General features: G+C 55.6%; 27 protein-coding genes. 13 read left to right on the top strand and 14 right to left on the bottom strand.

All coding sequences use genetic code 11. From position 1 onward, the window contains the following. Positions 1-244: 244 nt before the first annotated feature. The 5 genes from ACVKSX_RS02010 (at position 245) to ACVKSX_RS01990 (ending at position 3735) form a co-directional block, all read left to right on the top strand. Positions 245-772 carry a phage tail protein gene (locus ACVKSX_RS02010; protein WP_132499921.1) on the top strand — a complete coding sequence of 176 codons (528 nt, stop codon included), beginning with the start codon at positions 245-247 and terminating at the stop codon, positions 770-772. Next, positions 769-1944 carry a phage late control D family protein gene (locus ACVKSX_RS02005; RefSeq protein WP_354438274.1) on the top strand — a complete coding sequence of 392 codons (1176 nt, stop codon included), beginning with the start codon at positions 769-771 and terminating at the stop codon, positions 1942-1944. The genes ACVKSX_RS02010 and ACVKSX_RS02005 overlap by 4 nt, the downstream gene beginning before the upstream one ends. Positions 1945-2023: 79 nt before the next feature. Continuing rightward, positions 2024-2239 (top strand): ogr/Delta-like zinc finger family protein, encoded by a 216-nt coding sequence (locus tag ACVKSX_RS02000; protein ID WP_069026604.1) that lies wholly within the window; start codon positions 2024-2026, stop codon positions 2237-2239. A 104-nt stretch (positions 2240-2343) separates the two neighbouring features. Then, positions 2344-3369 carry a phage integrase gene (locus ACVKSX_RS01995; protein ID WP_132499919.1) on the top strand — a complete coding sequence of 342 codons (1026 nt, stop codon included), beginning with the start codon at positions 2344-2346 and terminating at the stop codon, positions 3367-3369. A 45-nt stretch (positions 3370-3414) separates the two neighbouring features. Then, positions 3415-3735, top strand: a complete 321-nt coding sequence (locus tag ACVKSX_RS01990; RefSeq protein ID WP_132499918.1) for a hypothetical protein — start codon at positions 3415-3417, stop codon at positions 3733-3735. Positions 3736-4148: 413 nt separating this feature from the next. Here the strand turns inward: ACVKSX_RS01990 and ACVKSX_RS01985 are convergent, their stop codons facing one another. Genes ACVKSX_RS01985 through copC form a run of 3 tightly spaced genes read right to left on the bottom strand, consistent with a single transcriptional unit; the run spans position 4149 to position 5783 of the window. Further along, on the bottom strand, positions 4149-4496 hold the full coding sequence (locus tag ACVKSX_RS01985; protein WP_010258700.1) for a YebY family protein: 348 nt from the start codon (positions 4494-4496) through the stop codon (positions 4149-4151). Between the two features lie 28 nt (positions 4497-4524). Beyond that, positions 4525-5400, bottom strand: coding sequence for a copper homeostasis membrane protein CopD (gene copD, locus ACVKSX_RS01980; protein WP_187484294.1), 876 nt, complete (start codon positions 5398-5400; stop codon positions 4525-4527). Positions 5401-5405: 5 nt separating this feature from the next. After that, entirely contained in the window at positions 5406-5783 is a 378-nt protein-coding gene (copC, locus tag ACVKSX_RS01975) for a copper homeostasis periplasmic binding protein CopC (RefSeq protein ID WP_033769230.1), read from the bottom strand. A gap of 151 nt (positions 5784-5934) precedes the next feature. Here copC and ACVKSX_RS01970 point away from each other — a divergent pair, with 151 nt between their 5' ends. Both ACVKSX_RS01970 and exoX read left to right on the top strand, forming a co-directional pair. After that, positions 5935-6168 (top strand): DNA polymerase III subunit theta, encoded by a 234-nt coding sequence (locus tag ACVKSX_RS01970; RefSeq protein ID WP_010258692.1) that lies wholly within the window; start codon positions 5935-5937, stop codon positions 6166-6168. Next, on the top strand, positions 6165-6836 hold the full coding sequence (gene exoX / locus ACVKSX_RS01965) for an exodeoxyribonuclease X (protein ID WP_022625523.1): 672 nt from the start codon (positions 6165-6167) through the stop codon (positions 6834-6836). Before ACVKSX_RS01970 ends, exoX begins: the two co-directional genes overlap by 4 nt. On the opposite strand, the gene ACVKSX_RS01960 is transcribed toward exoX, so the two are convergent. Beyond that, positions 6830-8893, bottom strand: a complete 2064-nt coding sequence (locus tag ACVKSX_RS01960) for a prolyl oligopeptidase family serine peptidase (protein ID WP_354438272.1) — start codon at positions 8891-8893, stop codon at positions 6830-6832. The genes exoX and ACVKSX_RS01960 overlap by 7 nt on opposite strands. Positions 8894-9019: 126 nt before the next feature. Continuing rightward, complete coding sequence (locus ACVKSX_RS01955; protein WP_010258682.1) at positions 9020-9676, bottom strand: tellurite resistance TerB family protein; 657 nt, start codon at positions 9674-9676, stop codon at positions 9020-9022. Between the two features lie 166 nt (positions 9677-9842). On the opposite strand from ACVKSX_RS01955, the gene purT reads away from it, so the two are divergent. Continuing rightward, positions 9843-11021, top strand: a complete 1179-nt coding sequence (gene purT, locus ACVKSX_RS01950; RefSeq protein WP_033779003.1) for a formate-dependent phosphoribosylglycinamide formyltransferase — start codon at positions 9843-9845, stop codon at positions 11019-11021. 34 nt (positions 11022-11055) lie between these two features. On the opposite strand, the gene ACVKSX_RS01945 is transcribed toward purT, so the two are convergent. Both ACVKSX_RS01945 and zwf read right to left on the bottom strand, forming a co-directional pair. After that, on the bottom strand, positions 11056-11694 hold the full coding sequence (locus ACVKSX_RS01945) for a bifunctional 4-hydroxy-2-oxoglutarate aldolase/2-dehydro-3-deoxy-phosphogluconate aldolase (protein ID WP_033769234.1): 639 nt from the start codon (positions 11692-11694) through the stop codon (positions 11056-11058). 214 nt (positions 11695-11908) lie between these two features. Further along, a complete protein-coding gene (zwf, locus tag ACVKSX_RS01940; protein WP_354438270.1) occupies positions 11909-13384 on the bottom strand; it encodes a glucose-6-phosphate dehydrogenase in 1476 nt (491 codons plus the stop codon). A 364-nt stretch (positions 13385-13748) separates the two neighbouring features. On the opposite strand from zwf, the gene ACVKSX_RS01935 reads away from it, so the two are divergent. The 3 genes from ACVKSX_RS01935 to ACVKSX_RS01925 all read left to right on the top strand — a co-directional run bounded on the left by ACVKSX_RS01935 (position 13749) and on the right by ACVKSX_RS01925 (position 17495). After that, positions 13749-14618 (top strand): MurR/RpiR family transcriptional regulator, encoded by an 870-nt coding sequence (locus ACVKSX_RS01935; protein WP_187484296.1) that lies wholly within the window; start codon positions 13749-13751, stop codon positions 14616-14618. A gap of 117 nt (positions 14619-14735) precedes the next feature. Beyond that, a complete protein-coding gene (pyk, locus tag ACVKSX_RS01930) occupies positions 14736-16178 on the top strand; it encodes a pyruvate kinase (RefSeq protein WP_033757915.1) in 1443 nt (480 codons plus the stop codon). Between the two features lie 84 nt (positions 16179-16262). After that, on the top strand, positions 16263-17495 hold the full coding sequence (locus tag ACVKSX_RS01925; protein ID WP_022625519.1) for an MFS transporter: 1233 nt from the start codon (positions 16263-16265) through the stop codon (positions 17493-17495). A gap of 119 nt (positions 17496-17614) precedes the next feature. Here the strand turns inward: ACVKSX_RS01925 and lpxM are convergent, their stop codons facing one another. The 3 genes from lpxM to znuA all read right to left on the bottom strand — a co-directional run bounded on the left by lpxM (position 17615) and on the right by znuA (position 21007). Beyond that, positions 17615-18589 (bottom strand): lauroyl-Kdo(2)-lipid IV(A) myristoyltransferase, encoded by a 975-nt coding sequence (gene lpxM, locus ACVKSX_RS01920; RefSeq protein ID WP_122888765.1) that lies wholly within the window; start codon positions 18587-18589, stop codon positions 17615-17617. Positions 18590-18714: 125 nt separating this feature from the next. Then, on the bottom strand, positions 18715-20046 hold the full coding sequence (mepM, locus tag ACVKSX_RS01915) for a murein DD-endopeptidase MepM (protein ID WP_010258653.1): 1332 nt from the start codon (positions 20044-20046) through the stop codon (positions 18715-18717). 13 nt (positions 20047-20059) lie between these two features. Next, positions 20060-21007: a zinc ABC transporter substrate-binding protein ZnuA gene (znuA, locus tag ACVKSX_RS01910; RefSeq protein WP_010670802.1), complete on the bottom strand. Its 948-nt coding sequence runs from the start codon at positions 21005-21007 to the stop codon at positions 20060-20062. Between the two features lie 77 nt (positions 21008-21084). Between znuA and znuC the strand changes: the two genes are divergently transcribed. Then, the gene (znuC, locus tag ACVKSX_RS01905; protein ID WP_010258646.1) at positions 21085-21840 is read left to right on the top strand and encodes a zinc ABC transporter ATP-binding protein ZnuC; all 756 of its coding nucleotides are present in this window, start codon (positions 21085-21087) and stop codon (positions 21838-21840) included. Then, complete coding sequence (znuB, locus tag ACVKSX_RS01900) at positions 21837-22622, top strand: zinc ABC transporter permease subunit ZnuB (protein WP_010258643.1); 786 nt, start codon at positions 21837-21839, stop codon at positions 22620-22622. The genes znuC and znuB overlap by 4 nt, the downstream gene beginning before the upstream one ends. Here the strand turns inward: znuB and ruvB are convergent, their stop codons facing one another. From ruvB to ACVKSX_RS01880, 4 genes are all read right to left on the bottom strand, one after another. Further along, positions 22623-23627: a Holliday junction branch migration DNA helicase RuvB gene (ruvB, locus tag ACVKSX_RS01895; RefSeq protein WP_236351680.1), complete on the bottom strand. Its 1005-nt coding sequence runs from the start codon at positions 23625-23627 to the stop codon at positions 22623-22625. An 8-nt stretch (positions 23628-23635) separates the two neighbouring features. Next, positions 23636-24250: a Holliday junction branch migration protein RuvA gene (ruvA, locus tag ACVKSX_RS01890; protein ID WP_003849207.1), complete on the bottom strand. Its 615-nt coding sequence runs from the start codon at positions 24248-24250 to the stop codon at positions 23636-23638. Positions 24251-24346: 96 nt separating this feature from the next. After that, complete coding sequence (ruvC, locus tag ACVKSX_RS01885; RefSeq protein ID WP_003849205.1) at positions 24347-24874, bottom strand: crossover junction endodeoxyribonuclease RuvC; 528 nt, start codon at positions 24872-24874, stop codon at positions 24347-24349. Positions 24875-24911: 37 nt separating this feature from the next. Then, a complete protein-coding gene (locus tag ACVKSX_RS01880) occupies positions 24912-25655 on the bottom strand; it encodes a YebC/PmpR family DNA-binding transcriptional regulator (RefSeq protein ID WP_010258633.1) in 744 nt (247 codons plus the stop codon). Positions 25656-25710: the final 55 nt, after the last annotated feature.

Here is a 25710-nt window from a genome sequence, read left to right as displayed (position 1 = left end):
CGCCGATACCGGCGGGCTGCAATACAATATCGCCTACGGTGGCGCACCTTACCGCCCGGTTTCAGCCCCTTCAGCCGGGGGCGGATTCACCGACCGCAGCCAGAATACCTATCAGTATGAAATCAACATGCACGAGGGCATGACCAAAGACGACGCAATGGCGCTAATGGCGCAGCACCAGGCAAAAGAGCAGCGCAATCGTCAGGCGCAGAACCGCAGCAAAATGGGTTGGGAGGATTAACCGATGATGATGATTTACGGCATGATGCCATTTATGCGACAGACCCTGCCTTACGGGGATATGCAGCAGAATATCGACTACCGCTGGCCCACTAACAGCCGCTTCGGGCAGCGTCCGTCGGCGCAGTTTATCGGGCCGGGCGATGAAAAAATCACGCTATCCGGGGAGCTGCGCCCGGAAATCACAGGCGGCTCGGTGTCGCTGATGACCGTCCGCCTGATGGCCGACGAGGGGATGGCATGGCCGCTGATTGGCGGCAGTGGCATGATTTACGGCATGTACGTGATCGAGAGTATTTCTAACACCTTCAGCGAGTTCTACCCCAACGGAACGGCCAGCAAAATCATGTTTACCCTGAGCCTTAAGCGCGTGGATGAGTCGCTTACCTCTATGTTTGGCGATCTGAAGAAACAGGCTGACGGGCTTATCAGCGGCTCAAGCAATCTGCCAGGGCAGCTCACGTCAGCAATTGACGGCGTGAAGTCGGCGGCTGGTAGCCAGATTTCAACTGCAGGGGGGCTGCCCGGATGATCGGGATAAGCAGCCTGCCGGTGCAGGCCGGGGCGCAGCTGACGCCGGATTTCATGCTCAAGGTTAACTCCAAAGACGTCACAACCAATATCCGGGATCGCCTTATCTCGATGACGCTGACCGATAATCGCGGCTTTGAGGCTGACCAGCTGGATATTGAGCTGGACGACGCCGACGGGCAGCTGGCTATGCCGGTGCGCGGCGCAGTGATAACGCTGTTTCTCGGCTGGAAAGGCCAGACGCTTTTCGGGAAAGGTAATTTCACGGTGGATGAGGTAGAGCACCACGGCGCGCCGGACACCATGACCATTCGTGCCCGCAGCGCTGATTTCCGTGGCTCGCTCAATTCCCGCCGGGAGGTGTCCTATCACGACACAACCCTGGGGGAAGTCGTGACGCAGATAGCCGCGCGCAATAACTTAAAGCCCATGCTGGCCGTTGGCTTCGCCGGAATTGCCGTGGCTCATATCGACCAGACCCAGGAGACTGACGCTAAATTCCTGACGCGACTCGCTACACTTTACGGCGCGGTTGCGGCAGTAAAGGCCGGGCGGCTTCTGTTTATTAAGCCCGGTAACGGCGTCACTGCCAGCGGCAAGCCGATTCCGCAGATGACTATCACGCGGCAGGATGGCGACCGGCACAGCTTCAGCATTGCCGACCGTGGCGCATACACCGGCGTCTCTGCGAACTGGCTGCATACCAAAGACCCGAAGCCGAAAAAGGTGAAGGTGAAGCGCAAGCCAAAGGTAAAGCATCTGCGCGCGCTGGAGCACCCGGCGGCTAAAAAGAAAAAGACGACCACGACCAAAACGCCGGAGGCCCGTGAAGGTGATTATCTGGCTGGCACGGAAGACAACATATTCACGCTGACGACTGTGTATGCGACGAAAGCGGCCGCGATGCGGGCGGCTAAAGCAAAGTGGGATAAGCTGCAGCGCGGCGTCGCTGAATTCTCGCTTACGCTCGCGATGGGGCGTGCCGACCTGTACCCGGAGACACCGGTCAGTGTGAGCGGCTTTAAATCCGTGATCGATGCGCAGCCGTGGATTATCAGTAAGGTGACGCATAGCCTGAGCGGTAGCGGGTATACAACCACGCTTGAGTTTGAAGTGCTGCTTTCAGATATTGAATATCAGTCAGAAACAGAGGGTGAAACGGAAACTGCTTAATCAGGGTGTAATTTGCAAAACACAATTTGCAAATTCAAACTAAGTGGCTCTCCCCTGCCCTTTTTTGAGGATATTAATCATGATGCACTGCCCTTTATGCCAGACAGCAGCCCACGCAAAAAGCAGCCGCTATGTTTCAAAAGAAACAAAAGAACGTTATCACCAATGCCAGAATATTAATTGCAGCTGCACATTCAAAACGCATGAGACCGTTACTGGAATGATTGTCTCACCTGGGCAAATCAATAAGGTTCCACTCTACACCAGCCAACAGCAACCTTCACTTTTGCACTAATTTAGCCCGCTCAGCGGGCTTTTTCATGTTTGAAAAACTACAATCAAACATTGAATACTGGTTTTATATACAGTAATTTAACCCCCTTTTATCAAGGGGGCTGCATGGCAATAAGGAAATTGAATACAGGTAAGTGGCTCTGCGAGTGCTATCTCAATGGAAGGGATGGTAAACGAGTGAGACGACAGTTCAGGACCCGAGCTGAAGCCATTGCCTTTGAGCAATACACTCAGGACGAAATGAAGGCTAAACCCTGGCTGGCTGAGAAAGAGGATAACCGCAAGCTTAGCGAACTTATCGAGCTATGGTACAAACTGCACGGTTGCTCGCTAAGTGACAGAAAAGGCCGACTCGGCAAACTCAACATTATCTGTAATGGCATGGGAAACCCCGTTGCTGCCTCTATCACTTCGAAGGATTGGGCACATTATCGGGAGCGACGTTTACAGGGCCTCATACAGAATGGATACAAAACCAGTGATAAATCGTTAAAGGTCTCACCGGGTACCATTAACTGTGAGCATGCATTCCTTCGCGCTCTTTTTAATGAGCTGGAACGGCTTGGCGAAATTAGCTACCCCAACCCACTTAAAAATATACGCGAATTTGATCAGCCAGAGAAAGAAATGGCATGGCTGACTGAAGCCCAGATACAAAAGCTGTTTGCCGCCTGCAAATTTCACGATAACCCTGATCTGACGCTGATTATCAAAATCTGCCTTTCAACCGGGTGCCGGTGGAGTGAAGCCGCGAATCTTAAAGCCTCACAATTGTCTCCAAACAAAATTACCTTCATCAATACCAAAGGCAAAAAGAACCGTTCGGTACCCATCGGCAATGCCCTTTATAACGAATTAAAAGACAAAGAAGGCCGTTTTTTTGCAGAGTGCTATCGCCAGTTTTATCGGGTCATTCGCCTGGCCGGCATTGAATTACCAGAAGGCCAGATGAGCCATGTACTGCGCCATAGCTTTGCCAGTCACTTTATGATGGCCGGGGGAAATATCATCGTGCTGCAGCGCATCTTAGGACACTCAGATATCAGAGTAACAATGCGTTATGCGCACTTTGCGCCAGATCATTTCGAAGACGCTATCAAGCTGAACCCAATTGCAAATTTGATTTGCTGAGCGAATAATCGGTCATACGTTTATTCAGGATAAAAAAGGGATTAAATGAAACTTGGAAGGTTAGGTTCAGTTTTGGTAGTCATTACTATGCTGGCTGGTTGTGCTACCAACATGTCGGAAAGAGCATCTCGCGTGCAAATAATCTCCGCAGAAGATGCAAAACAATATCAATTTGTCGCTAACTTAACGGGCACTTCTACCCTGACCGGGGTAGCAAGGCATACCGGTTATCAAAATGCATTAAATGAAGTATTAGATAAAGCTGCTACAGCTGGCGCGCAATATGTAGTTCTCGATCCTAATAGTGCGCCTTCGTATTGGACAACAAGTGAAGTTGTTAGAGGCACCGCTTACAAGAATAAATAGCCGCCACTATAGTTCAAAATAGATGATTACAAGCACGTTACGCCACTGTTTAATGCCGAACATTGGCGGTTAGAGAGTGGCGACAAAGTGGCGGCACAGAGTCCAGCAGAGTAGCACAGAAGGTAACAGTAAGGGGTTTAACTGATTGTTTTTTCTATAAGTTACTGTTTTTAATGACCAACCAAAAAAAGACCGAATACGATTCCTATATTCGGTCCAGGGAAATGGCTCTCAAGGAGCCGTGCGCTAAAAGTTGGCATTTATGAAGGCGATGTCGCCTTGCCATTTAACATTAGAACAGCACGGTGGAATTGCCAGCAAACGAGAGGCGCAGGACCATAAACCGGATCAGTTTGTGATCGCAACGGCAAAAAAGAGGGGTTGGGCGCAGCGCGATGCTGCACCCGACAGGTTTATTTACCGCACAGCGCCTGGGTGCGCTCAACAATCGGCTGCAGACTCATCATCTGGCCCGGATGCGCTTTATCTTCAACCTGAATCACGCTGATCGGCTGCGCTTTCACCTGTTTATTTTTGAACAGTGTGTCGGCGATATCGTTCAGGGGGTATGTCATCAGCGTGCTCGGGTTGATGGCAAACATCGCACCATCTTTCTCACAGGTCAGCATCACCTCTTCACGGTTAAACGGCCACTTCTCTTTACCGATCTCAAAGCGGCTGACGGTAATGATTTGTGCCGCCAGCGCCTGGCCGCATACGGATAACAACAGGATTGCAGGGATCACTTTCTTCAGCAACATAACTACCCTTTTCTCTCTTAAACCACATTCAGGCTGGCGACAGCGTGGCAAATACGCTGACCAGCCCAACCACTCCACACGCCAGCAGCAGTTCAAGCTGCGTCATGCGAATAAATTTTTGCTGCGTCCCGCTGCCCGCCAGGCGGAATCGCGGCACCAGCCAGTATCGGTTAATCAGCGCCACCAGCACCATCAGGGCAACCAGCAACACTTTACACAGCAACAATACAATGTAGCGTGAATCGTGCCACGTCAGCGGCCAGCCCGCGATCATCACGCTGTTTATCAGGCCACTCAGCAGCGTTAACGCCACCGCCAGATGACCATAGCGCGAAAAGCGCATCATGGTACGGATAGCGTCGGTACGCCGATCGATCTGGCGCGCCTCCCGCATCAACAGCAACAGAGGCAGTAATCCGCCCGTCCAGAACGCCGCGGCAATCAGATGTAGTGCATGATTGAGCTGCTGAAACAATCCCGGCCAGCCATCGCGCATCGCGGCATGACCAATCAGAGCCATGCAGGCCAGTTGCAGAACGCCCGCCAGCAGTAACACCTGCTGACGCAGCCGCCCGGTCAGTAGCAACCCGGCAACGGCCAGCAGGCTAAACAGGATTTCCCACAGCCACACGCCACCGAAGTGCGTGCCAATCACCGCCAGCCAGATATCGACATCGGCCAGATTGGCGCTGTCGCCGCTCATCAACACATTCTGGCAGGCCAGCATCGCCAGTGCACTCAGCAGCGCCAGCCAGGCGCTCCCTTTCACCAGCGGGTTTAATCGTCGCGCCAGCAGGGGTCGATAGCGTTTGGGTGCCAGCAGCGCACTGTAACAGGCGCTGCCGGTCAGCAGCATCACGGCGGCAAAATGCAGCGCGCGTAACAGGATCCAGAGGGTGGTCACCGGAGTTACTTCACGCTAAAGCGATAGCTTCCTGCGGTTTTATGTCCATCCACTGACAGCACATGCCAGTTAACCTGATAGCTGCCCGCTTGCAGCGGCTGAGACAGGCCCACAATCAACCGGTTTTTCTGGCCAGATTCAACGCGGGCTTTAGCAGTGGCGACAGGCTTCTGTTCACTATCCAGCAGCGTAACGCCGCTGAATGCCGCTTCAATATCTTCACTGAAGTTCAGCGTCAGCGCATCGGTGGATGTCGTTACCTGCGCTTTGGCCGCCGGGATTGAAGACTGGAGATGCGCATGCGCCGCTGCCAGCGAACTGAATGTCATCAGTCCGGCTGCCGCCAGCGCAATAACCATGCGGGAAATCAGTTTTTTATGCATAAGATCATCCTTTTAACCGCCGCCAGGGCGATAAACGTGGCAAAAGGATACGCTGCTGTATTTGCACTGTCGAGGCCAGCGATGCGATCCTTTATCCTTGATTCAGACCGCCGAAAACATTACTTTTGCCCGCTATCGTCAGGAGAATATTATGAGCCATAACCTTGCCCTGCTGTCCCAGGAAGAGAAAGACAAGATTAATGTCGATTTGGCGGCAGCGGGTGTGGCGTTTAAAGAGCGCTATAACATGCCGATCGTCGCCGAAATGGTGGCGCAGGAGCAGCCCGAAGCGCTGCGTGACTGGTTTCGTCAGCGTCTGATGCACTACCGCCAGGCGTCGCTCAGCCTGTCGCGCCTTCCTTATGAACCGAAGATGAAGCAATGATATTTCGCGTTATTGATACCGAAACCTGCGGTCTGCAGGGTGGCGTAGTCGAAGTGGCGTCCGTGGATGTGGTCAACGGCCAGATTGTGAATCCGATGAGCGATCTCACCCTGCCCGACCGCCCTATCAGCCGTCAGGCGATGGCCGTGCATCGCATCACCGAAGCGATGGTCGCCGGTAAGCCGACCATTGAAGAGGCGATCCCACGCTATCACGGCAGTGCTTTTTACGTGGCGCATAACGCCAGTTTTGATCGCCGGATGCTGCCGGAAATGTACGGAGAGTGGATCTGCACCATGCAGCTGGCGCGTCAGCTCTGGCCGGGCATTAAATATGGCAACCAGGCACTGCGTCATTCGCTGAAACTGGATGTCACGCCGCCCGCCGACCTGCATGCCCACCGCGCGCTCTATGACTGCTATGTTACGGCAGCACTGCTGATTCGAATTATGGAGACCTCCGGCTGGAGTGCCTCCGAGATGATTGTGCGGTCACAACCGGCGGCCCAGCGCGACGACGTTCTGCCGTTTGGCAAATACCGCGGCCAGGCGATCGCGGTGGTTGCGCGCAAGGATCCGGGCTATCTGAAGTGGATGCTGGATAACGTCAGCGATCTGCGCCCGCCATTGCGGCAGGCGCTGCGTAAGTACCTGACCGAATCTCAGTAATCCTGAGCTGGCGGTAAGGTGCCCTGCGCCAGTCCCAGCAGGAAGGTGTATTCCATCGCGATCCCTTCATAGGCTTTGTAGCGCCCCGACTTGCCGCCGTGACCCGCATCCATGTCGGTGCAGAGCAGCAGCAGGTTATTGTCGGTTTTCATCGATCTCAGCTTCGCCACCCACTTGGCTGGTTCCCAGTACTGCACCTGCGAATCATGCAGGCCGGTGGTGACCAGCAGATGAGGATAGGCTTTCGCCTCGATGTTGTCATAAGGGCTGTACTGGCGGATATAACGGTAGTACTCAGGATCATTAGGGTTGCCCCACTCGTCATACTCGCCAGTGGTCAGCGGAATCGACTCATCCAGCATCGTGGTCACCACATCCACAAACGGCACCTGGGCAACCACGCCGTGGAACCGCTGCGGTGCCAGGTTAATCACCCCGCCCATGAGTAAGCCACCCGCGCTGCCACCCATGGCATAGAGTCGTTCCGGGTGTCCGATGCCACGCGCCACCAGCGCGTTAGTGACATCGATAAAATCGGTGAAGCTGTTCATTTTGTTCAGCAGGCGACCGCCGTCATACCATTGCTGCCCCAGCTCACCGCCGCCGCGCACCTGTATCAGCGCATAGACAAATCCGCGATCCAGCAGGCTCAGGCGGCTGACGCTGAAATCGGCATCCATACTGCTGCCGTAGGCACCGTAGCCATACACCAGCATCGGATTCTGACCGGGCTGATAATGTTTGCGGTGATAGACCAGCGATACCGGCACTTCGGTGCCATCGCTGACTTTGATCCAGTGATGTTCGCTTTTGTAATCTTCCGCGTTAAAGCCTTTCACCGCGCTCTGCTTCAGGATGCGGCGTTCGCCGGTATCCATATCCAGTTCAAACAGCGTGGTCGGCGTGGTCATCGACGAATAGCCGTAACGCAGTTTGCTGGTGCGCGGCGTCGGATTGTAGGCCAGCCAGGTCACATAGGTCGGATCGTCAAAGGCGATGCCGCTGGTTTCACCGCTGGCCCAGTTGATCTGCCGCAGGCTGGTCAAGCCGCGCTGGCGCTCCTCGACCACCAGCCAGTCCCGAAACAGCTGAAAATCTTCCATCACTACCTGTTCACGTGCCGGGATCAGGGTTTCCCAGCGTGACTCGTCCAGATAGCGGCTGCGGTACAGCCCGAAGTTTTCGCCTTCCCGGTTGGATCGAATGAAGAACTGATGATCGTAGTGGTCGATGCTGTACTCATGATCGTGGCGGCGCGGCAGAAACACATGGGGCTGCGCGTCGGGGAAGTTCGCATCAATCAGCTGAATTTCGCTGGTGTTGGTGCTGTAGAGGGCAATCATGATCAACTGCTTGGAGGTGGTCTTATGTACGCTGAGATGATAAGTGTCATCCTGCTCTTCATAGACCAGCTGGTCGTCGAACTGCGGCGTACCCAGTTCGTGTCGCCACACCTGATAAGAAAGCAGCGTCTGCGGGTGTTTTCGCACATAGTAGAGGGTGCGCGAGTCGTTACCCCATGCGAAGCTGGAAGAGGCATTGCTCAGCACTTCAGGGTACCAGCTGCCACTCTCCAGGTTACGGAAGCGGATGCCATATTGCCGGCGAGACAGGAAATCTTCAGCCAGCGCCATGACAAGGTTATCCGGACTGATATGCAGCGCGCCCATGGTGTAGAAATCACTGTGCGAGGCGCGCTGGTTGGCATCCAGCAGCAGGCTCCACTCGCCAGACTCATCGCTCGCGGCAGGCTGGCGGTAATAGGCCGGGTATTCGTTACCGCTCTGATAACGGCTCTGATAACGGTAGCCATTTTTCACATAGGGCACTGAGTGATCTTCAGGCGGCAGCCGATCGATAATCTCTTTTAATACCCGGTCCTGCAGTGGCTGCTGTGACGACATGATTTTTTTGCCGTAGTTGTTTTCGGCACGCAGGTAATCAAGGACCTCGCTGTTTTCGCGCTTGTCGTCGCGCAGCCAGTAGTAGTCGTCAACGCGCGTCTCGCCGTGCAGCGTCATCTCATGGGGTATTTTTTTTGCGATGGGTGCTTTCATCCATCCGTCTCCGTGAACGTAATGATCTGTAAGCGTAACACTTCAGCAGCGGGAAGCCAGGTATAGGTTGAGAAGCAGCCGCTGGCGGATCACATCCTGTGACCCGCCAGCGGAATATCAGAGGGATTAACTGGCGGGTAAACGGGCTTTCTCAGCCTCAAGATCCTGCTGGATGCCGTCGCGGACATCCTGAGGGATTTTCAGCGCGTCGCCCAGCGCGGAGAGATAGCTGCGCTCCATGAAGTGATCAACGTCGATAGCGGCACAGCTCAGGAAGTAGAGCTCCAGCGCCTCCTCCTCGTTTTTCACATCGGCGGCCAGCCACTGCGGATCCAGCGGGCGGTTCATCGCTTTCTGGATCAGCTGTTCCGCTTCCTGACCGTAGCCGGACTGATGAATATTCTGCTCAATGGCTGCCCGTTCCTGATCGTCAATGTGCCCGTCGCTTTTGGCGGCAAACACCAGCGCCGTCACCAGACGTTCAGCCCGCAGGTTAACCGGCGTCTGCGCCACGCCAAAGTCAGGTTCATTCTGGTGCGCTTCGCTGACCCGCTGCTTGTATTTGTTCCATAACACCGCGCCCGCAGCCGCACCGCCACCGATAATCAGCGCCTTGCCGCCATATTTTGTCAGCAGTTTTCGCGACGATTTACTGGCAATCAGCATACCGGCCAGGCCGCCCAGCGCACCCGGCGCCAGCATGTCGCTTAAGCCGCCGCCCGATTTGCCCTCACCGCCCTTCTTCGTCAGTACCGACTGAATTTGTTGCAACCAGTTATTCATCATCCACTCCTTTTAAGATGTCAGTCCGCTATCCTGACGAAAAGGATGTCAGGAAACGTCAGAGCGGGAAAAGTAAGGCAAAAGGTCGTGCCAGATGGACGAAAGATGAGAACGCAAACGTTTTCGTTTATACTTGCGCGCGAATTTTGACTGCTTAGGTGAAGAAATGACGACTCTCGGAACAGCGCTGCGTCCGGCAGCAACGCGTGTGATGCTATTGGGTTCAGGTGAACTGGGTAAAGAGGTGGCGCTGGAGTGTCAGCGTCTGGGTGTGGAAGTGATCGCGGTTGATCGTTACGCCGATGCCCCGGCGATGCACGTCGCCCATCGCAGCCATGTGATTAACATGCTGGATGGCGCGGCACTGGCTGCGCTGATTGCTGAAGAGAAGCCTGATTTTGTCGTACCGGAAATCGAAGCTATCGCCACGGAGACGCTGGTTGAGCTGGAGCAGCAAGGCCAGCGCGTGGTGCCGACTGCCCGTGCCGCGCGGCTGACCATGAACCGCGAAGGCATTCGGCGGCTGGCGGCTGAAGAGCTCTCTCTGCCGACCTCCCGCTATCGCTTTGCCGACAGCAAGGCGCGCTTTGATGAAGCGGCTACCGAAATCGGCTTTCCCTGCATTGTGAAGCCGGTAATGAGTTCATCCGGCAAAGGTCAGAGCTTTATCCGCGACGCCAGCCAGCTCGATAATGCCTGGGACTATGCGCAACAGGGTGGCCGCGCGGGTGCCGGACGCGTCATTGTCGAAGGGGTTGTCGACTTCGATTTCGAGATCACCCTGCTGACCATCAGCGCAGTCGATGGCATTCATTTCTGTGCGCCGATTGGTCACCGTCAGGAGGATGGCGATTACCGTGAATCCTGGCAGCCGCAGCAGATGAGTGATGTGGCGCTGCAGCGGGCACAGGATGTTGCCGCGCAGGTGGTTCAGGCGCTGGGTGGCTATGGTTTGTTTGGCGTTGAGCTGTTTGTCTGCGGTGATGAGGTGATATTCAGCGAAGTTTCGCCGCGTCCACACGACACCGGCATGGTGACGCTGATTTCGCAGGATCTGTCAGAGTTTGCGCTGCATGTGCGGGCGTTTCTCGGTCTGCCGATTGGCGCGATTCGCCAGTACGGTCCGTCAGCGTCCGCCGTTATTCTGCCGCAACTGACCAGCCAGAATGTGCAGTTTGTGAATGTCGAAGCGGCGCTGGGTGCCGGTCTGCAACTGCGCCTGTTCGGCAAGCCGGAAATCAGCGGCCAGCGTCGGCTGGGCGTGGCGCTCGCCAGCGGTGACAGCACCGATCAGGCGATTGCGCGTGCCGTTGCCAGCGCAGCAGCGGTCACGGTTCAGGGGTAAACGTGTGCGGTGAGCAGACGCTCACCGCCATAACTTACTTCGCGCCTTCAACAGCTTCGCGTGCCAGGCGGGTGATGCGATCCCAGTCGCCCGCTTCCAGCGCGTCGTTGGGCACCAGCCACGAACCGCCGATGCACAGCACGCTTTTCAGCGCCAGATAGTCACGGTAGTTCGCCGGAGAGATGCCGCCGGTCGGGCAGAATCGCACCTGCGGGAAGGGTCCGCCAATCGCCTGCAGCGCTTTAACGCCGCCGTTCGCTTCTGCCGGGAAAAACTTGAACTCGCGCAGACCGTAGTCCATACCGGTCATTAACTCAGAAACGGTGCTGATGCCGGGAATCAACGGTACCGACCCCTCAACCGCCGCTTTCAGCAGCGACTCGGTGACGCCAGGACTGATCACAAACTGCGCACCGGCATCGGTCACTTCCTGTAACTGCTGCGGATTAATCACCGTTCCCGCACCGACGATCGCATCCGGCACTTCTTTAATCATCGCACGTAAGGCATCCATCGCCACTGGCGTGCGCAGCGTCACTTCCAGCACTCTGACACCGCCTGCCACCAGCGCTTTTGCCATCGGCACGGCGTGTTCCAGTTTGTTCACAACGATGACCGGCACCACAGGTCCGGTGGTCAGAATCTGTTCTGCACTCGTTTTCCAGTTTTTCATCAGTTCCCCTTGCTTGATAACACCGGGATTGCGACCCGGTCATGGAGCATCGGCTCCTGCCCTGTAAATTGCGTCACTACCATACATGATCAGCTTCCTGAGCGTCTATCATCCTGCGACCATTTTGAAACGGCAGTTCAATTTTATTCGTGTTGGCTGGCCCGGATTAAGGGCGAAAAAAAAGCCCGCGTTGCGGGCTTCATCATCACTTTCGTTATTCGAACTCGTTCCACGAGCGGCCATCGCGGGTAATCATCGCCACTGAGGCCACCGGTCCCCAGGTGCCCGCCTGATACTGCTTGGAAGAGTCGCCGTCCGCAGCCCAGGCATCGATAATGGAATCGACATAGGTCCACGCGGCTTCCACTTCATCGCGGCGCACAAACAGCGCCTGGATACCGCGCATGCTCTCCAGCAGCAGACGCTCGTAAGCATCGGCAAGGTGCGACTGGTTAAAGGTCTCGGAGTAGCTCAGATCCAGCTTGGTGGTCTGCAGTTTGTGTTTATGATCGAGGCCCGGCACTTTGTTCAGGATCTCGATATCCACCCCTTCGTCCGGCTGCAGACGAATCGTCAGCTTGTTCTGCGGCAGCTCGGAGTAGGAGTCTTTAAACAGGTTCATTTCCGGGTTTTTGAAGTAGACCACCACTTCTGAACACTTGGTCGGCAAACGCTTACCGGTACGCAGGTAGAACGGCACACCCGCCCAGCGCCAGTTGTCGATATCGACACGAATTGCCACGAAGGTCTCTGTGGCGCTCGACTTATTGGCACCCTCTTCTTCCAGGTAGCCAGGCACTTTTTTGCCCTGCACAAAGCCAGCGGTGTACTGGCCGCGAACGGTTTTCTCACGCACGTTGGTCTGATCGATGCGGCGCAGCGAGCGCAGCACTTTAACTTTTTCGTCACGGATGCTGTCGGCGCTGAGATCGGACGGCGGCGACATGGCGATCATGGTCAGAATCTGCAGCAGGTGGTTCTGGATCATGTCGCGCATCTGGCCCGCTTTATCGAAGTAACCCCAGCGGCCTTCGATACCCACTTCTTCGGCCACGGTAATCTGGACGTGGTCGATGGTGCGGTTATCCCAGTTATTCACGAAGATAGAGTTAGCAAAGCGCAGCGCCAGCAGGTTAAGCACGGTCTCTTTGCCAAGATAGTGGTCAATACGGAACACCTGGCTCTCATCAAAGTACTCACCAACGCTGTCGTTGATCTCCTGCGAGGTTTCCAGTGAGGTGCCCAGCGGCTTCTCCATCACTACGCGCGCCGGTTTAGCATTCAGCTTCGCGGTGCCGAGCCCCTGGCAGATGGCGCCAAAGGTGCTGGGTGGCATGGCGAAGTAGTTGATGGTGGTGCGATTTTTCTGGTCCAGCATCTTGCCCAGTTTCGGGAAGTGCGTGGTGTCGTTGACATCGAGGTTGCAGAAGTCGAGACGATTGCTGAGTTTGTCCCACAGCGCTTCGTCAATCTTCTCCTTCATGAAGGTTTCCAGCGCTTCACGTACCACTTTGGTGTATTCCGCTTTATCCCACTCGGCACGGCCGACACCAATAATGCGGGTTTCCTCGTGGATCTGCCCCGCTTTCTCTAACTGGTACAGTGAAGGCAACAGTTTACGGCGTGCAAGATCGCCTTTGGCACCGAAAATCACCAGATCGCATGCCTGGGCTGTTTGTGTTACCGCCATTTTCCTCTCCTCGTTGCAGGATAGTCCGGTGGTGATGCATCCTCTGCCACCGGGTCCAGGTTATTATTTTCTTTGAGCACAATGTACTTTTTTCCCCGCGCCAGGTAAACCGACTCGCCGGGTCAACCGCATTAACTCTGTACCGGATGTGCTAAGCGCGTGTGATGACACGTGCGGATTGCCGGTTTTTTCTGTGTCTGTTGGTGTCAGGAAAATCAGGCACCGGTCAAAGTATCCCAAAAAAAAGGGCAATCGACTTGTCCGCCGTTGCGCCTGGCAGGTGCTGACACGATATAGTCTCTGTTAATCGACTCTGACGACAGGGATAATTGAAATTGGTAAAAGTGATTATGGTCATCGGCTTATGAATATGCTGGAAAAAATTGAGGCGCAGTTCGCCGCGCTCAGCAATGCGGAACAGAAAGTCGCCCGGCAGATTCTGGCTGCGCCTCAGGCGGCGATGCACTCCAGCATTGCGACCCTGGCGCGCGAAGCGTGCGTCAGCGAACCCACGGTGAATCGCTTCTGTCATCGACTGGGCGCGCGCGGCTTTCCCGACTTTAAGCTGCAACTGGCGCAGAGCCTGGTGAAAAGCAGCAACTGGGTCAGCCGGGGCGTGGAGGACGATGACAGTGTGGAGAACTACAGCCACAAAATCTTTGACTCGGCGCTGGCAGGGCTGCAGCGGGTGCGGGATCAACTGGATAGCGCCCAACTGCAGCAGGCCGTCACCCTGATTACTCAGGCTGACAAACTTGCCTTTTTCGGGCTGGGGGCTTCCGCTGTGGTGGCGCATGACGCCTTTACCAAATTTCTGCGCTTTAATCTGCCGGTCATCTGGTCAGACGATATTGTGATCCAGCGCATGAGTTGCATAAATAGTCGAGCCGGTGACGTTTTTGTTCTCATTTCGCATACTGGACGCACAAAAAATATGGTAGAACTGGCTCGCCTGGCCCGTGTAAACGGTTCCACCGTTATAGCCATCACCTCTGCCGATTCTCCCCTTGCCCATGAAGCAGCGATAGCTTTAGTGCTTGATGTACCGGAAGATACGGATATCTATTTGCCGATGGTATCGCGCCTGGCGCAGTTGACCGTGATCGATGTGTTGGCGACCGGTTTCACTCTGGAACGGGGTGCGCCCTTCCGGGAAAACCTGAAACGCGTGAAAGAGGCGTTGAAAGCGTCGCGTTACGAAAAGCACACCATTCGGGAAAAGGATGATCAGTAAAAAAAATTAACATCACATTTACAATGTGAGTCGTATCACAACCCGTCGATCATATAGAATAGATAACCATGCTGTGTCCACAGACCAGGGCACGCTTAAATGTTTACGGAGTCCTCGATGTCAAGACGTCTCAGAAGAACCAAAATCGTTACAACCCTCGGCCCGGCCACCGATCGTGATAATAATTTAGAAAAAATCATCGCTGCCGGCGCGAACGTTGTACGACTCAACTTCTCTCACGGCACGCCAGAAGATCACCAGATCCGTGCCGATAAAGTGCGCGAGATTGCCGCAAAACTGGGTCGCCACGTGGCCATCCTCGGTGACCTCCAGGGTCCAAAAATTCGTGTTTCAACCTTCAAAGAAGGCAAAGTTTTCCTGAATATCGGCGACCGTTTCCTGCTGGATGCCAATCTGGGTAAAGGCGAAGGGGATAAAGAGCGCGTCGGTATCGACTACAAAGGCCTGCCGGCAGATGTGGTGCCGGGCGATATCCTGCTGCTGGATGATGGCCGCGTGCAGCTGAAAGTGCTGGAAGTTCAGGATATGAAGGTGTTCACCGAAGTCACCGTGGGTGGCCCGCTGTCGAACAACAAAGGCATTAACAAACTGGGCGGCGGACTCTCAGCTGAAGCGCTGACCGAAAAAGATAAAGCGGATATCATCACTGCCGCCAAAATCCGCGTCGACTATCTGGCCGTCTCTTTCCCACGCTGTGGTGAAGATATGAATCTGGCACGTCGTCTGGCGCGCGAAGCAGGTTGTGACGCCAAACTGGTCGCAAAAGTGGAACGTGCCGAAGCGGTCGCCAGCCAGGAAGCGATGGATGACATCATTCTGGCCTCTGATGTAGTGATGGTGGCGCGTGGCGATCTGGGCGTTGAGATTGGCGATCCGGAACTGGTCGGCATTCAGAAAGCATTGATTCGTCGTGCCCGCCAGCTTAACCGCACCATCATTACCGCGACGCAGATGATGGAGTCGATGATCACTAACCCGATGCCGACCCGCGCAGAAGTGATGGACGTGGCGAACGCCGTGCTGGATGGCACCGATGCTGTGATGCTCTCTGCGGAAACCGCAGCGGGTCAGTATCCGGCTGAAACTGTCTCAGCGATGGCGAAGGTCTGCCTGGGCGCGGAGAAGATCCCGAGCGTCAACGTCTCCAAGCATCGTCTGGACGTGCAGTTCGACAATGTCGAAGAAGCGATTGCTATGTCATCCATGTACGCCGCGAACCACCTGCAGGGCGTTACCGCGATCATCACCATGACCGAGTCGGGCCGTACCCCGCTGATGACCTCTCGTATCACCTCAGGCCTGCCGATTTTTGCCATGTCACGCCATGAACGCACACTGAATCTCACCGCGCTCTATCGCGGCGTAACGCCGGTGTTCTTCGACAGCAATAACGACGGTGTGGCTGCTGCACACGATGCGGTTAACCTGCTGCGCGACAAAGGCTTCCTGGTCTCTGGCGATCTGGTCATTGTGACGCAGGGCGATGTGATGGGCGCCACCGGCACCACCAATACCACACGTGTGCTGCGCGTGGATTAATTGAGCCCGGGTTTACATTGTCGGTGTAGAATAAACGACGCGACTGCCTGGCAGTCGCGTTTTCTTTTCTGACAAGGAGGCCAGATGGCCCGTTTCCACCCCATCAGCCAGCTTACCGGCCGAATTTTACTCTTTCCTCTGGCGTTAGTGCTGTTCGAGTTTGCCACCTATATTGCTCATGACATGATCCAGCCTGGCATGCTGATCGTCACCAGCGAATTTTCCGTCGGCCCTGAATGGGTCTCTACCTCCCTGACCGCCTACCTGATTGGCGGCGTGGTGCTGCAATGGCTGTTGGGTCCTCTCTCTGATAAGTTTGGCCGGCGACCGGTGATGCTCTTCGGCATCCTGTTTTTTGCCGTCGCCTGCATGCTGATGCACTGGGTCAGCTCGATTGAAGAATTTGTCAGCCTGCGCTTTATTCAGGGCATCAGCCTCTGCTTTATCGGCGCGGTCGGTTATGCCGCAATTCAGGAAGCCTTCGATGAGGCGCTGGCGGTGCGCATGATGGCGCTGATGGCCAACGTGGCGCTGCTGGCTCCGCTGGCGGGTCCGCTTGCCGGTGCAGCCTGGCTCACCATTGGCAGCTGGCGCAGCATGTTCTGGCTGTTTGCCGCCTGCAGCCTGGTCGCCTTTGTGGTGCTGTGGCGTGTGATGCCCGAAACCGCAGGTGACCGCAGTCACTCCATCGCCCTGCCCAATCTGGCACGCAACTATGGCCGGCTGATGAAAGACCGGCTGGTGATGTTTGGTTCCTTCGCTATCGGGCTGGTGTTTATCCCGATCCTCACCTGGGTTGCTCTTTCGCCGGTGATCCTGATGCACGACGAAGGTCTGTCACGCATGCAGTACGCCCTGTTGCAGCTGCCGGTGTTTCTGGCGATGATCGCCGGTAACCTGACGCTGAGTAAGCTGGCGGGACGCGTGCCGATTGAACAGCCGGTGAAGTTCGCCGCCTGGCCGATTCTGATTGGTCTGAGCCTGGCGCTGGTGGCGAGCCTGATGAACAGCCACGGTTATCTGCTGATAACCGCTGGCCTGAGTCTCTACGCCTTTGGCGCGGGCATGGTCAATGCCGGACTGTATCGCCTGACGCTCTACGCCAGCAACGAAGGCAAAGGCAGCGTGGCAGCGATGCTGGGAATGATCAGTATTATGACGCTGGCGGTGGGAATTGAGCTGGCGAAAAGCGGCTACTTCAGCGGCGGCACGCTGTGGTTCTGCCTGGTCAACTTTATCAGCGGCGTGCTCTGGTTTGGCCTGGTGATCCTGTTTATGCGCGAGCGTAAACGTCGCAGCAGGCTGGAGGCGTTATAAAAAGGCAGCCCAGCCACAGGTGTGTCCTGAGCAGGCAGCTCAGAAGCTCAAAGCAAGGGAGCACACACCTGTAGCCAGTGATTAGGAGATAAGAAAAGGCCGTTTTCGCGGCCTTTTTGCTATTTGCGCGGATAGAGATCTTTGCGCGAATAGGGCTCGATGTCACCCTCTTTGCGGGTCTTCAGCAGCTTGAGGATCCAGGTGTACTGCTCGGGATGCGGGCGGACAAACACTTCCACTTCTTCATTCATCCGGCGAGCCAACTGGTGATCGTCAGCTTCCAGCAGATCGTCCATCGGCGGACGCACATAAATCTCAAGCTTGTGCGTTTCGCTGTTATAAACCGGAAACAGCGGCACCACACGAGCGCGGCAGACTTTCATCAGTCGCCCTACCGCAGGCAGCGTCGCTTTATAGGTGGCAAAGAAATCGACGAACTCGCTGTGCTCCGGGCCATGATCCTGATCGGGCAGGTAGTAGCCCCAGTAGCCCTGACGGATCGAACTGATAAAGGGTTTAATGCCGTCGTTGCGGGCATGAAGCCGTCCGCCATAACCGCGGCGTGCGGTGTTCCACGCATAGTCCATCAGCGGATCGCTCTGGTTATGGAACATTGCCGCCATCTTTTGCCCTTCTGACGCCAGCAGCATGGCAGGAATATCCACCGCCCAGCCGTGTGGCACCAGGAAAATCACATTCTGCTGGTCCGCTTTCATCTGGTCGATAATGTCACGACCATGCCACTCTACACGTTCACGGATACTCGCCGGATCGCGCAGCACCAGCTCGGTCATCATTGCCATCGCCTGCGGTGCCGTCGCAAACATCTCATCGACCAGCGTTGCACGCTGCGCCTCGCTGAGTTCCGGCAGACAGTAATAGAGGTTAATCAGCGCACGGCGACGTGCGCCCTTTGCCAGCTTACCGGCGAATTTGCCTAACCGACCCAGCAGCGGATCGCGCACTTTCGGCGGTAAATACGCCAGACCCGCCAACGCACCAATTGCCAGCCAGCTGCCCCAGTATTTAGGTTTGAGAAAAGAACGTTCAAAAACGGGAATAAATTCAGTGTTATTTTTTTTACGGGTTTCCATGCACTCGCCTCAAGCAATGACCGGCTAATGATAGTGACGACCTGAAAATTTGCAATCATCCTGCGCCAGATAGCAAAAAACCGACGGGGAACCCGTCGGTTTTTGCGCGATTTAACGAAATTCGCTTACTTCAGACCCAGCTGAGGCAGCCAGGATTTAACCTGTGCCATGTAATCGCTGCGATCTTTACCGGTCAGGCCTTCCATGCGCGGCAGTTTCGCCGTTAATGGGTTGACCGCCTGATTATTGATCCAGATTTCAAAATGCAGATGCGGCCCGGTGGAACGTCCGGTGTTGCCTGACAGTCCAATACGGTCGCCACGCTTCACTTTCTGACCTGGCTTCACCAGCACTTTCTTCATGTGCATATAGCGCGTCATATACTGACGGCCATGACGAATGGCGACGTAGTTACCCGCGGCACCGCCGTTCTTCGCCACCACTATTTCACCATCACCCACTGCCAGCACCGGCGTACCGATCGGCAGCGCAAAGTCGACGCCTTTATGAGGCGCAATGCGGCCGGTAACCGGGTTGAGACGACGCGGATTAAAGTTAGAGGAGACACGATACTGCTTAACCGTCGGGAAGCGCATAAAGCCGCGCGCCAGACCGGAGCCGCTGCGATCGTAGAACTTGCCATCTTCGGCGCGGAAAGCGTAATAGTCTTTACCCCCGCTGCGCAGGCGCACACCCAGCAACTGACTCTGCGCACTCTTGCCATCCAGCATTTCGCGTGACATCAGTACACTGAACTGGTCACCTGCACGCAGCTTACGGAAGTCCATCTGCCACTGCAGCGCTTTGATTACGGCGCTGGCTTCGGCACTGCTCAGCCCGGCACGCTGGGCGCTGGCGGCAAAACTGCCGCGTACTTCGCCCTGCATCACGCTGTTGCGCCATTCGCCCTTCTGCATCTCCGCATCCATCTTAAAGCCACCTTTAGGGGTGCGCTCATAGGTGCGGGTTTCACGGCGGGAAATTTCCCAGCTCAGGGTTTTCAGGCCGCCATCATCATCCAGCGTCCAGCTCAGCTGCTGACCAACCTGCAGATTACGCAGATCGCGGTCGCTCATCACCAGCGCATTAATGTCACTGATGTCGATGCCATACTGATTCAGGGCACTGCTCAGAGTATCGCCGGATGAAACGGTGTAGTCGTGAACACCGGCCGTTTCGGGCACGTCGGTGTCCACATCGTCCGCAGGCAATTCTTCTTCCGGTTCCGGTGTGCTCTGATCGATAGGCTCACTGGCTTCCGGCAACAGCGTGCGGAACGTGTTCTTATCCAGTTCAATGTTTTTGACGATGGGCGTCACATCATCCGAAGGATGATAAACGTAAGGCCGCCAGACAGCGACGGCCAGAGTGACTACAGTTAAAGAACCCAGCATTACGCGGTGGGGGCGCGGCAAATTATTAAATGCGAGGGCGACAGAGCGGGCTATCTGCTGCACTTTTACCTATTCCTCATGCTCCATTCAGGCAGCTTTCATACTGGCTCGACAGTTGTGAGAGGAATTTCACATAGCTGTCTTTGGCTAAGCTGATGTCTGTTCCCAGGGGATCGAGCGTGCCTTTACGCACCTGCGTTCCGCGGGCGACAGCATCGATGACTGCTGGCCTGAATTGTGGCTCAGCAAAGACGCAGACCGCCTTTTGCTCAACCAACTGTGTTCGTATCTGATGTAAACGCTGAGCGCCCGGTTGAATTTCAGGATTGACGGTAAAGTGCCCGGTGGGCGAGAGACCGTATTGTTTTTCAAAGTACGTGTAAGCGTCGTGAAAAACGAAATATCCTTTATTTCTGACCGGAGCGAGTTGTGCGCTAACGCGTTTGTCCGTGTCCGCCAAAGCTACCTCAAACTGCTGGAGGTTGGCGTCAAGTTTGGCTTTATCTTGCGGCATAAGTTCCAATAATTTTCCATGGATTGCAACCGCGGTCTTGCGCGCAATCTCTGGCGACAACCACAGGTGCATATTAAACTCGCCGTGATGATGGTGATGGGCATCGGCGTCCTGTTCTTCGGATTTTTCCGCTGTGTGTTCATCTTCATCTTCACCACCGCTAATCAATAACGGTTTTACCCCGTCGATGTTCACCATCGCGAGGTTTTTTTGGGCCGGAAGTTCAGCCGCAGACTTCGCCATAAAGGCTTCCATTTCAGGCCCGACCCATACGACTAAGTCCGCGTTTTTTAAGCGTTTTGCATCTGAGGGCCGCAGGGAATAATCGTGTTCAGAGGCACCGTCCGGTAGCAGAACGTCAACCGGTGTGACACCATCGGCAATGGCCGCAGCGATAAACCCTACCGGTTTGAGTGAAGCCACGACATTCGCCTGAGCTGGAAGGGTTAACGAAGCTGTAACGGAGAAAGCAGTTAAGGCGAAAATTGCGCCCTTTTTATTATGTAACATATTGCGTCATTCCATCGTGACCATGAGGTGGAATGTGATATTATAACATTCGAAATTCTGTGCAACCTGTAAATACTATGACCTCACTTGTCACACTCGATAATGTTTCGATAAAGTTTAACCAGCGCAATGTGTTATCCGGTGTCAGCCTGGCACTGCAGCCTGGCCGCATCCTCACCCTGCTGGGTCCTAACGGTGCCGGAAAATCAACGCTGGTGCGTGTGGTGCTGGGACTGCTCGCTCCCACCACCGGTTCCGTTCAGCGTGATCCCGGACTGCGAATTGGCTATGTGCCACAGAAGCTGCACATCGACCCGACCCTGCCAGTGACCGTTGAACGCTTTATGCGTCTGACCCGTGGCAGCAAAAACGCCGAGATCCTGCCAGCACTGAAACGCGTGCAGGCGGGTCACCTGCTCAACGCCCCTCTGCAAAAGCTTTCCGGTGGTGAAACCCAGCGTGTGCTGCTGGCGCGCGCCCTGCTGAATCAGCCTCAGTTGCTGGTACTCGATGAGCCTACTCAGGGTGTGGATGTGAATGGTCAGGTGTCACTCTATGACCTTATCAATCAGTTACGCGTCGAACTGAACTGCGGCGTACTGATGGTCTCCCACGATCTGCATCTGGTGATGGCCAAAACCGACGAAGTGCTGTGCCTTAACCATCACATCTGTTGTTCCGGCACCCCGGAAGCGGTATCGCAGCATCCGGAATTTATCGCCATGTTTGGTCCGCGCGGCGCGGAGGAGCTGGCGATTTATCGTCATCATCATAATCACCGTCACGACCTTCAGGGACGTATCGTTTTACGCAAAGGACAGGGTCCATCATGATTGAGTTGTTATTACCGGGCTGGATAGGCGGTGTGATGTTAGCGCTGGCTGCCGGTCCGCTGGGATCGTTTGTTGTCTGGCGCAAGATGTCCTATTTCGGCGATACCCTGGCGCATGCCTCTCTGCTGGGCGTGGCATTTGGCCTGCTGTTTAACGTGAATCCTTACTACGCGGTGATTCTGGTCACGGTCTGCCTGGCGCTGGGACTGGTCTGGCTGGAGCGTCGTCCACATCTGGCTATCGATACCCTGCTGGGGATTATGGCGCACAGCGCGCTGTCGCTGGGCCTGGTGGTGGTCAGCCTGATGAAGAACGTTCGCGTCGATCTGATGGCTTATCTGTTTGGCGATCTGCTGGCGGTGACGCCAGACGACCTCTGGATGATGGGTGGCGGCGTGGTGATCGTGCTGCTGGTGATGGCGTGGCAGTGGCGGTCGCTGCTGTCGATGACCATCAGCCCGGAACTGGCACAGGTGGACGGCGTCAATATCCAGCGTACCCGACTGATTCTGATGCTGGTCACGGCACTGACGATTGGGGTGGCGATGAAGTTCGTGGGTGCGCTGATCATCACCTCACTGCTGATTATCCCCGCTGCGACCGCTCGTCGCTTTGTGCGTTCACCGGAAGGCATGGCGGCCGTCGCCGTAGTCATCGGGGTGATTGCCGTCACCGGCGGCCTGACCTTCTCCGCCTTCTACGACACGCCTGCCGGGCCGTCAGTGGTGCTCTGCGCCGCCATCCTGTTTATTTTCAGTATGGTCCGGAAACCAGCAGTCTAGTTACTCTTGACGCGTGATGCCGAAGTGACGATAAGCGTGCTGCGTGGCCATTCGGCCACGCGGTGTGCGCTGAATGAAGCCCTGCTGAATCAGGAAGGGTTCAATCACATCTTCGATGGTTTCGCGCTCTTCACCAATAGCCGCAGCCAGGTTATCCAGCCCCACCGGCCCACCCATAAATTTGTCGATGATCGCCAGCAGCAGTTTACGGTCCATATAATCGAACCCTTCGCTGTCTACGTTAAGCATATCCAGCGCGCTGCAGGAGACTTCACCGCTCAGGTCACCATTTGCCCGCACTTCGGCGAAGTCACGAACGCGGCGCAGCAAGCGATTGGCAATACGCGGCGTGCCGCGGGCGCGACGGGCGATCTCTAACGCCCCTTCGTCACTCAGCGCCAGACCCAGACAGGCGGCGCTGCGGCCTACGATGTGCTGCAAATCTTTAACCTGATAGAACTCAAGCCGCTGCACAATGCCGAAACGATCGCGCAGCGGCGAGGTCAGCGAGCCAGCACGCGTGGTGGCACCAATCAGGGTAAACGGCGGCAGATCGAGCTTGATTGAGCGCGCAGCCGGGCCTTCGCCAATCATGATATCCAGCTGATAATCTTCCATCGCCGGGTAGAGTATCTCTTCCACCACCGGTGAGAGACGATGGATTTCATCGATAAACAGGACGTCATGCGGTTCAAGGTTGGTCAGCATCGCCGCCAGGTCGCCCGCCTTTTCCAGCACCGGACCTGAAGTAGTGCGAAGATTGACACCCATCTCGTTGGCCACGATGTTCGCCAAGGTGGTTTTACCCAGTCCCGGCGGACCGAAGATCAGCAGATGATCGAGCGCATCGCCGCGCAGTTGCGCTGCCTTGATGAAAATCTCCATCTGCTCACGCACCTGCGGCTGACCGACATACTCGGTCAGCATCTTCGGGCGAATAGCGCGGTCAATAACCTCTTCTTCGCTGATACTGGCAGCGGAGATCAGGCGGTCGGCTTCTATCATGACTTACCTCAAATGGCGGCGCGTAGCGCTTCGCGGATCAGGGTTTCGCAATCCGCATCCGGTCGACCGACTTTACTGATCATACGGCTCGCTTCCTGCGGTTTATAACCCAGTGATACCAGCGCTGCAACCGCTTCGGATTCCGCATCATTGGTTTCCGGCTCGGCGCTCGGCGTGGTCAGCGTAAACGCAGAATCGCCGCCAAACAGGTCGCCGTGCATTCCTTTGAAGCGGTCCTTCATTTCGACCACCAGACGCTCAGCCGTCTTTTTGCCCACGCCTGGCAGTTTCACCAGTGACGCGATCTCCTCTTTCTCGACAGCGGTCACAAACTGCTGCGCCGACATGCCGGAGAGGATCGCCAGCGCCAGCTTAGGTCCGACGCCATTCACTTTAATCAGTTCGCGAAACAGCGCGCGCTCCTGCTTGCTGTTAAAACCAAACAGCAGCTGCGCATCTTCACGCACCACGAAGTGGGTAAAAATCACCGCTTCGTGCTGAAGTTCAGGCAACTCATAAAAACAGGTCATGGGCATATAAATTTCATAGCCGACGCCGTGTGCCTCAAGCAGCACCAGTGGCGGCTGCTTTTCCAGAATATTGCCCCGTAAACGACCTATCACCTGAACGCTTCCTTAACTAACGAATGTGGCGGATTTTATAACATAAAAAAGGCTGGATGAATATCCAGCCTGAGAGTGATACCTGAGCGATGACGGCTAACCTGAGCGTAACCGTCCGCGCGTCAGCACCAGCTTGCTGTCACTCATGCGAGCCGCATTCTGAGCCACATGACAGTGCGTAATGGCAATTGCCAGCGCATCGGCGGCATCTGCCTGTGGGTTCGCCGGCAGCTTCAGCAGGGTTCGCACCATGTGCTGCACCTGACTTTTCTCGGCGCTGCCGATGCCAACCACGGTCTGTTTTACCTGACGGGCGGCATACTCAAACACCGGCAGATCGTGGTTTACTGCGGCAACAATCGCGGCCCCGCGTGCCTGGCCGAGCTTCAGCGCGGAGTCTGCATTCTTCGCCATGAACACCTGTTCAATGGCGAAGAAGTCGGGTGAAAACTGCGTAATGATTTCACAGACGCCCGCATAAATCAGCTTCAGACGGGCGGGCAACTCGGTGGTGTTAGTGCGGATACAGCCGCTGCCCAGATAAGTGAGCTGGCGGCCAGTCTGACGAATAACACCATAACCGGTGATGCGTGAGCCGGGATCAATACCCAGGATAATCGACATTACGCCTCTTTGGTTAAAGTGATTACGGTAGACGCCATTACAGCGTTTCCGCTACCTCGTCGGAGATTTCACCGTTGTGATAGACCTCCTGCACATCGTCGCAATCTTCCAGCATGTCGATCAGACGCAGCAGTTTAGGTGCGGTTTCCGCATCCATTTCGGCTTTGGTGGTCGGGATCATCGCCACTTCTGCAGTGTCCGCTTTCAGGCCGAGTGCTTCCAGTGCATCACGCACCGTGCCCATCTCTTCCCATGCGGTGAAGACATCAATTGCGCCGTCGTCATAGCTGACCACATCTTCTGCGCCTGCTTCCAGAGCCGCTTCCATCACCGCATCTTCATCCTGACCCGGCGCATAGGAGATCACGCCTTTTTTGTTGAACAGGTAAGCCACGGAGCCGTCGGTGCCGAGATTCCCGCCGGTTTTGGTGAAGGCGTGACGCACTTCGCCCACGGTACGGTTACGGTTGTCACTCAGGCATTCAATCATGATGGCCGAGCCACCAGGACCGTAGCCTTCGTAGATGATGGTTTCCATGTTGGCATTGTCATCGCCGCCCACACCGCGCGCGATAGCGCGATCCATGGTGTCACGCGTCATATTGTTCGCCAGCGCTTTATCCATCGCTGCACGCAGACGCGGGTTTGAGCCCGGATCGCCGCCGCCCAGCTTGGCCGCCGTCACCAGCTCACGAATGATTTTGGTGAAGATTTTGCCGCGCTTGGCATCCTGCGCCGCTTTACGGTGTTTGGTGTTTGCCCACTTACTGTGTCCTGCCATTTTAAATTTTCTCCGATCTTTTACAGGGTGCAGGCTATCCTGCTTGCGAGCCTGT

This window comes from Pantoea sp. PvP021 (assembly GCF_054056055.1).
Note: the sequence above shows the minus strand (reverse complement) of the source record. Positions and strands in the feature narration are given on the sequence as shown.